Genomic DNA, 7,555 nt, shown 5'->3' on the forward strand with positions numbered 1-7,555 from the left:
GTCAAAAAATTATACATACTGAATTAGTGAAGTAAAATCTATGGATACAGCATCAGAGGGTCAATCACCAACTTTAATTATCACAGGAATGCACCGTTCTGGAACTTCTTTAACGGCTTCTTTACTCCAGAAGTATGGTGTCAATATTGGTCAAAATTTGGTGGGTTCCAATTATGGAAATATCAAGGGACATTTTGAAAATGTTGATTTTGTGGAATTTCATAAAGAGATTTTGCGTGATCATGGTATTGATGAATTGGGCTGCGTCGCGGAAGATAAGATATCAGTAACACCGACTCAAAGACAACAGGCACAACAACTAATCGCCCAAAATCAGGACCCATTATCTCCCTGGGGATGGAAAGATCCTAGGACGACTCTGCTGTTGGATTTTTGGGCGGAACTGATACCAGAAGCCAAGTTTATTTTTGTTTATAGAACTCCCTGGGAAGTGGTAGACTCTCTTTATCGTAGGTCTACAGATGAAGCCTTGATTACCTCCCCAGAAATGGCGGTTAAAATGTGGATTTTTTATAATCGACAAATCCTGAATTTTTATCAAAATCATCCTCAAAGATGCTTGCTGGCAAATGTTTATAAAGTAGGCAACTATTCTAAAGATGTGGTCAAAGCACTTAATCAAAAGTTTGATTTAGAGCTAAGAATTGATGATAGCAAAGATAATTTTGACGACAAGCTGTTAAGTAATGATATTATTAAAAGTAAAAAGCCGGGACTAATTGGAGCTTATTTTCCGGAAGCACTGACCCTATATCAAGAACTAGAAGAAGCAGCGAAAAACTTAGGCAGTGGTTTAAATCATTTTGAACGAGAAGCTGTGCAACAACAGCCTAGTCCTAGTTGGGCGTTTAAAGATTGGTCAACTATTCGCAAACTGGAAAAAGAATGCGGTATTTTAGAAGCTGATGTTAAATTGTGGCAAGACCATTTCCATGATGCTGTAGATAGGTTGGTTAGTAAGGAAACTGAACTAGGTAGAACTCAACTAAAACTGAATGGTTTAGAGATTAAACAACAAGATGCGATCGCCAAATTAGTCACTACCGAAGAACAATTAGGAAAAACCCAGGGGGAACTGGAAGCCACGACCCTAGAATTGCGGGGAATGACAGCCCACGCGCACAACCTAGAAGTGGGTTTGCAAGAAGCCACAACTAAACTGGTAGCCACAGAAAAAGAACTCGGAAGAACCCAGGGTGAACTGCAAAATATCCCAGAAAAATATCAGGATTTTGATATCAAATATCAAGATGTCTTGAGTAAATTAATTAATACCGAAACCGAACTGGGAATTACCGACTTTAAACTACATAACGCCCATTTGAAAATTAGCAGTTTAGAAACCGAATTAGGACAGACTCAATTTAGACTACAAACTAGCCAAGTCCAATTTAAACAAGCCTTTGCTAAACTCCGAGAACTAGAAGAGGAACTCGGACAGACCCAAATGGCGCGGAACTTGGCGGAAGGGGAATTAGCCGCTATTAAATCCTCTAAATTGTGGAAAATTCGCACTAAATATGCTACGGCGAAAAGGCAAGCCAGACGCACCCTCAAACCTCGGTTTGTGTCTTCTATTGATAACCCGACTAATTGGGAATTGCTGGGATGTCTCGATACTTATATGCAAATTCAGGGCTGGTGTTTACATACCGGGAAACTTAATTTAGAGGAAGTTCGCGCCCGTATTAATGAGCAAATATTCGAGGGAACCTATAATATAGAACGTCTGGACGTGGGGAATATATATGATTACATCCCCGGTAGTTCTCACTGTGGGTTTCGGGTGCAAATTCCTCTAATTCCAGGTAATCATAGAGTGCAATTAGAAGTTAAAGACACTAGGGGAAAATGGCATCAGTTTGGAGAATATCCCCTGCGAGTTTCACCCCTACAAGCTGCATTTGATGTACCTAATACAAATATCGTCCCCGTAGGAGAAACTCTATTTGCGGGTTGGTGTTGTCACCCTCAATACCAAATTACTAAACTATTCCTGCGTTATGGACAGGAAACTGTAGAATGTGCTTATGGACTTCCCCGGGGTGACGTGGGGGAAATTTTCTCCGACTGGGTAGGTAGTTCCAATAGTGGTTGGGAAGTCTTAATTAATTTACCTCCGGGAACTTGGAATATTTCCCTTGAGGCGCAACTAGAAAATGGGGAAACAGTAGCCGTAGACAAAAAACAGCCCCTCACTGTTAAGCGAATTAGCCCTATCAATAAAGTTTCTGGTAAGACTAAACAGTTAATTAAACTTAGCGCGGCTATTCGACAACGCGCGGCGGAACGTAAACAGCGCCTTGGTCGTTTAATTCCCATGCCTTGGGAAATTCCGACTATTATACGGCGAATGTCGGAAATGTACGACCAAACCAGTCAAATTCCTGGGGAAGTTTTGTTACCAACAGGTTTTGAAGTTCCGGCGACTATTGACCCTTATGATGCTTGGTTAAAAGCTAACACCTGGACAGAAAAAGCGGCTGATATTTTGCGTAACCGTTTGGCGGCGGTTCCGGCGACAGCCCTGCCCAAAATTTCGGTGGTGATGCCAGTTTATAACCCTCCTATAGAGTTTTTACAACAAGCGATCGCCAGTGTTTGTAGTCAAATATACAGCCATTGGGAACTGTGTATAGCTGATGATTGTAGCAGCGACCCCGAAGTTGCTAAAACCCTCAATCAACTAGCCGAAACCGAACCCCGTATCAGGCTACATTTCCGGTCAGAAAATGGCAATATTAGCGCCGCCACCAATAGCGCCGCCTCACTCGCTACCGGAGACTTTATCCTATTTCTCGATAATGATGACGAACTCACTCCCGACGCTTTAGCCGAAATTGCCCTTTATCTAGTCCAACACCCAGAAACTGATATTCTTTATAGTGATGATGACAAAATAGATACCCAAGGTAAACGGTTTGCGCCCCAATTTAAACCCGACTGGTCGCCCGAATTACTACTATCTTATATGTACATGGGTCACGCCCTAGTAGTGCGTCATTCCCTCTTCCGAGAATTAGGAGGGTTTCGCATTGGCTATGAAGGTTCCCAAGACTATGATTTTGCCCTCAGAGCCACCGAAAAAGCTCGCCAAATTGGTCACATTCCCTTAGTATTATATCATTGGCGTACTGCGCCCGGTTCTACCGCTGTTTCCGGTGCCGCCAAACCTGCTAGTTTCCAGGCGGGTCAGAATGCCATAACTGATGCTATCACCCGCCGTCAAAGCGCCGCTACTGTTCATCAACCCCAATGGGCGGTTAAATTAAATCTAGGTATATTTAGCCATACTTTCCCCCATACCGGACCTTCCGTAGCTATTATAGTTCCCACCAAAAATCAATTAAAGCTACTGCAAGCCTGTATTAATTCCCTGGGAAAAACCACATATCAAAACTATCAAATTGTAGTCATTGACAACCAAAGTGATGACCCCCAAACTTTGGCATATTTAGCCAGTTTGTCAGAGTCCACCAAATGTAGGGTTCTGAAAATTCCTAATCCGGCAACTGGGTTTAGTTTTGCCTACATTAATAATCGCGCCGCCGAACAGGTAGAAGCTGATTATTTGCTATTCCTCAATAATGACACAGAAATACTTAACCCAGACTGGTTATCTCAAATGATTGGTTATGGTCAATTTGAGGGCGTGGGTGCTGTGGGTGCGCGGTTGATTTTCCCCAATGATACTATTCAACACGCCGGAATTATTCATGGGTTACATCATGGGTTAGCCGGTCATGCTTTTAAACTGACTCATCGAGATGATTTTGGTTATTTAGCCTATTCTAAAGTAGTTAAAAATTACTCAGCCGTCACCGCCGCTTGTTTACTAACTCCTAAAGCACTATTTTTAGAAATGGGGGGTTTTAATCAAACGGATTTTGCTGTAGCCTATAACGACGCAGACTATGGCTATCGACTATCTGAGGCGGGATATCGTTGTGTTTATTGTCCTGATGCTGAATTAATTCACCGAGAAGGAACCAGTCGCGGTTTTGGGGATAACCCCAAAGAAGTGGCTACCTTCCGCCGTCGCTATGCTGATAAAATTGACCCCTTTTATAGCCCCCATTTATCCCTAGCTAATGAGTGGTTCCAGATACAACCCAGACGCTATTTTGGGCATAACTTAACTGTAAAAATTCAGCCCAAAGTTTTGATGTGTAGTAATGCTTTGGAATACACAGGAGCCCCTTTACATCAGTTGGAAATCGCCCTAAAATTAGCGGGAGATGGGGATATAGAACCTGTCATCTTTAGTGTCACAGATGGACCCCTGCGACAAGTATATGAACAGCAGGGAATTAAAGTGATAGTCCGAGAACATCCCTTAACTGGTGTTTACGATAGACAGGGTTATCATCAGGCTATTTCGGCTTTAGCTGAAGAGTTAAGCCTTGATAGCTATGACCTGGTTTATGCTAATACCTTAGAGAATTTCTTTATGGTAGCCGCCGCCGAAAATGTGGGGGTCCCCTGTGTGTGGAATGTCCATGAGAGTGAACCATGGCAGACCTATTTTAATCGCTTTGGGGGTGAAATTGCCGCCCAGGCTTTGGAATGTTTCCGCTTCCCCTATCGGGTGATTTTTGTGGCTGATGCTACCCGTAACCAATATTTGCCATTGAATAGCCACCATAATTTTATCACGATTCATAATGGTTTGGATGTCGATCGCCTCTTAACCCAAGCCGAAAAATGGAATCGTAAATCCGCCCGCGAAACCCTGGATATAGACCCCGGAGAAATCGCGATTTTACTATTAGGAACAGTTTGCGATCGCAAAGGTCAACAGGACTTAGTGAAAGCCCTTCCCTTACTACCCCCCCAATGGCATTCTCGCATCCGTTGTTTAATTGTAGGCGATCGACCCAGCCTTTACAGTAGTCAATTAGCCAACCTAGTTAATCAACTACCAGAGTCCTTACGCAGTCGCGTTTCCGTAGTCCCAGAAACCCCCGAAACAGCCCTTTATTATCGCGCGGCGGATATCTTCATTTGCACCTCCCGCATCGAAAGTTATCCCCGCGTAATTTTAGAAGCCATGGGTTTTGATTTACCAATTATCACCACCCCTGTATTTGGCATTCCTGAACAAGTGCGCCGTGAAATTAATGCCCTATTTTATACACCCAATCAACCCGATGAGTTAGCCAAATGTCTCACCGAACTGCTCGAAAATGAGCCTAAAAGGCAGCAATTCGCCCAAAATGCCAAATATGTCCTAGACTCCCTCAATCGCTTTGAGGAGATGACAGCAGCCTATGGTGAGATTTTCCAAGAAGCCTATTTAATGAATCCTCATCAGTTATCCCAGGAAGCGCCCGAATTAGAAGCCGCAGAATTAGAACTTGTAGCAACAGAAACAGCCCCAGAAACTCCAGTGCTACCAGAAACCCTTACCATAGAAGCACCCCAGGATAAAAACTACTGGGAAACCAACCCCACTGCAGCCATAGCCAGTCAGTGGGTATCTAACCCCATTGTAGCTGATACCATTTATAAGCGAATGTCTGGTGGTCAGAGTGAAAAATATTGGCTACGATGGCTAATTGAAGACTATTTTTGCCAGCGAAATTTCGACCAATTAATCTCCCTCGGTTGTGGTATCGGCAACCATGAAATCGTCATGGCACAACAACGGTTTGCCAACCATATTGATGCCTTTGATTTCTCCGAAGCATCCCTAAATATTGCCCGCCAAACTGCGGCTAATGTGGGAGTTAATATCAACTTTTATCAGGACGATTTCAATACCTTTACTCTTGATAAAGGCAAAAAATACGATATTGCCTTCTGTTCGGGATCCTTACATCACGTCAAAGAAATCGAGAGATTTTTAGGCATAGTTCACGGCTGCCTTCACCCCGATGGCTACTTTATCATCAATGAATATGTAGGGGATAATTACTGCATTTATAGCCCCCATCAGGTGAAAATAATTAACCGCCTGTATAAATGCTTTGGGGAAATCTTGCGTTCTGGAATTCAAGAAAACTTTATCAATCCCACCATTCATCAAGTCTTCGCCACCGACCCATCCGAAGCCGTGCGTTCTAAGCTAATTTTACCATTCATCGAATACTACTTTAATATCGAGGTATACAATCCCTTTGGCGGTGCTATTCTGCATCCTCTGTATCCCCTGTTAGAACATACGCAACTGTTACCCGGCGACCCCAAATCAGAAGCATTAGTTAGGCTATTATTAGAATTTGAAGAAATCCTGATGGAAATACCCGGAGGTTTAGCGTCAGATTTCTGTTTATGTGTTTTACGCCCCAAACAGTTCTAAAATCATCCGACTCCGTGTGGGAACTTCCCTCTCCCGGAAACCCCAAAACCAGATATCTGCTCCTTGTTCAACATCCCCGCTAAATTTTTCGCCCTCATTCCGTTTCTCATAACCAAAATAACGGTAAACTAAAAACTACAAGACCTAGACTGAAAAACCCATGCTAGACGAACAAGCAAAAACAACCATTCTCCGAAAAATGCCCCACGCCCTATATATTTGTGGAGTCAAAGAAGGAGACGAAATCAATGGTTTTACCGCCAGTTGGGTGATGCAGTCATCCTTTAAACCACCCCTAGTGGTAAACTGCGTTCGCAATGACTCCCGGTCCCACGCCATGATTAAAGCCAGCGGTGTGTTCGCCCTTACCTTTTTAGAATTGGGACAAAAAGACATTGCCCAAAAATTCTTTAAGCCGCAGCGTTTAGTCGGTAGCAAATTCGAGGACCTGGAATTTTACCTAGGAGAAACAGGCTGCCCCATTCTCTCAGATTCTCTAGGCTACATCGAGTGTAATGTAGTTGGTAGCGTCGAAAAAGGTGACCACTCCGTTTTCGTCGGGGAAGTAATCGCGGCTGGAGTTCACCGAGAGGGGGAAATTCTCTCCTTAGCGAGTACAGGATGGAATTACGGAGGTTAAAACAGGATTTATGCCACTGATTAAAGTCAAAACATCGGTTTCTCAACCGGAAAAATCCCAAGTCGAAAGTTTACTCAAGGATTTGTCAGCATCCCTGGCTAAACATCTAAGTAAACCCGAATCCTATGTGATGACTGCTTTTGAACCTGATGTTCCTATGACCTTTGGCGGTACCACAGACCCGGTTTGCTATATGGAAATCAAAAGTATTGGTAACATCACCCCAACCACTACTAAAGCTATGAGTCAGGATTTCTGCCAAAAAATTAATCAGGCTTTAGGTGTCCCCAGCGATCGCATATATATTGAGTTTGCTGATGCACCCCGGACTATGTGGGGCTGGAATGGTGGCACATTCGACTAGGTGACTTAACAGATCCTTAACAGTTGACATCAGACCTGCTGTGAAATTAACGGCAATTGGCAACCCTCTCCCACCGGGAGGGGGAATCAGTTTTAATTATGCCACTGATTAAAGTCAAAACATCGATTTCTCAACCGGAAAAATCCCAAGTTGAAAGTTTACTCAAGGATTTGTCAGCATCCCTGGCTAAACATCTAAGTAAACCCGAATCCTATGTGATGACTGCTTT

General features: G+C 43.4%; 3 protein-coding genes. All 3 read left to right on the forward strand.

The annotated features are described in order from the left end of the window. Nucleotides 1-40: 40 nt before the first annotated feature. Nucleotides 41-6,322, forward strand: a complete 6,282-nt coding sequence (locus tag ACTIE0_RS07005) for a glycosyltransferase (RefSeq protein WP_006669647.1) — start codon at nt 41-43, stop codon at nt 6,320-6,322. A gap of 160 nt (nt 6,323-6,482) precedes the next feature. Further along, complete coding sequence (locus ACTIE0_RS07010; protein ID WP_006620443.1) at nt 6,483-6,962, forward strand: flavin reductase family protein; 480 nt, start codon at nt 6,483-6,485, stop codon at nt 6,960-6,962. A 10-nt stretch (nt 6,963-6,972) separates the two neighbouring features. Beyond that, nucleotides 6,973-7,326: a phenylpyruvate tautomerase MIF-related protein gene (locus ACTIE0_RS07015; protein WP_006620442.1), complete on the forward strand. Its 354-nt coding sequence runs from the start codon at nt 6,973-6,975 to the stop codon at nt 7,324-7,326. Nucleotides 7,327-7,555 lie beyond the last annotated feature (229 nt).

Source organism: Limnospira sp. (assembly GCF_051859755.1).
In the GTDB taxonomy this organism is placed as follows: Bacteria; Cyanobacteriota; Cyanobacteriia; order Cyanobacteriales; family Microcoleaceae; genus Limnospira; species Limnospira fusiformis.

What these genes read in the sequence shown, in the direction of transcription:
- ACTIE0_RS07015 (WP_006620442.1), top strand. Translation starts at nt 6,973, where the DNA reads ATGCCACTGATTAAAGTCAAAACATCGGTTTCTCAACCGGAAAAATCC.
- ACTIE0_RS07010 (WP_006620443.1), top strand. Translation starts at nt 6,483, where the DNA reads ATGCTAGACGAACAAGCAAAAACAACCATTCTCCGAAAAATGCCCCAC.
- ACTIE0_RS07005 (WP_006669647.1), top strand. Translation starts at nt 41, where the DNA reads ATGGATACAGCATCAGAGGGTCAATCACCAACTTTAATTATCACAGGA.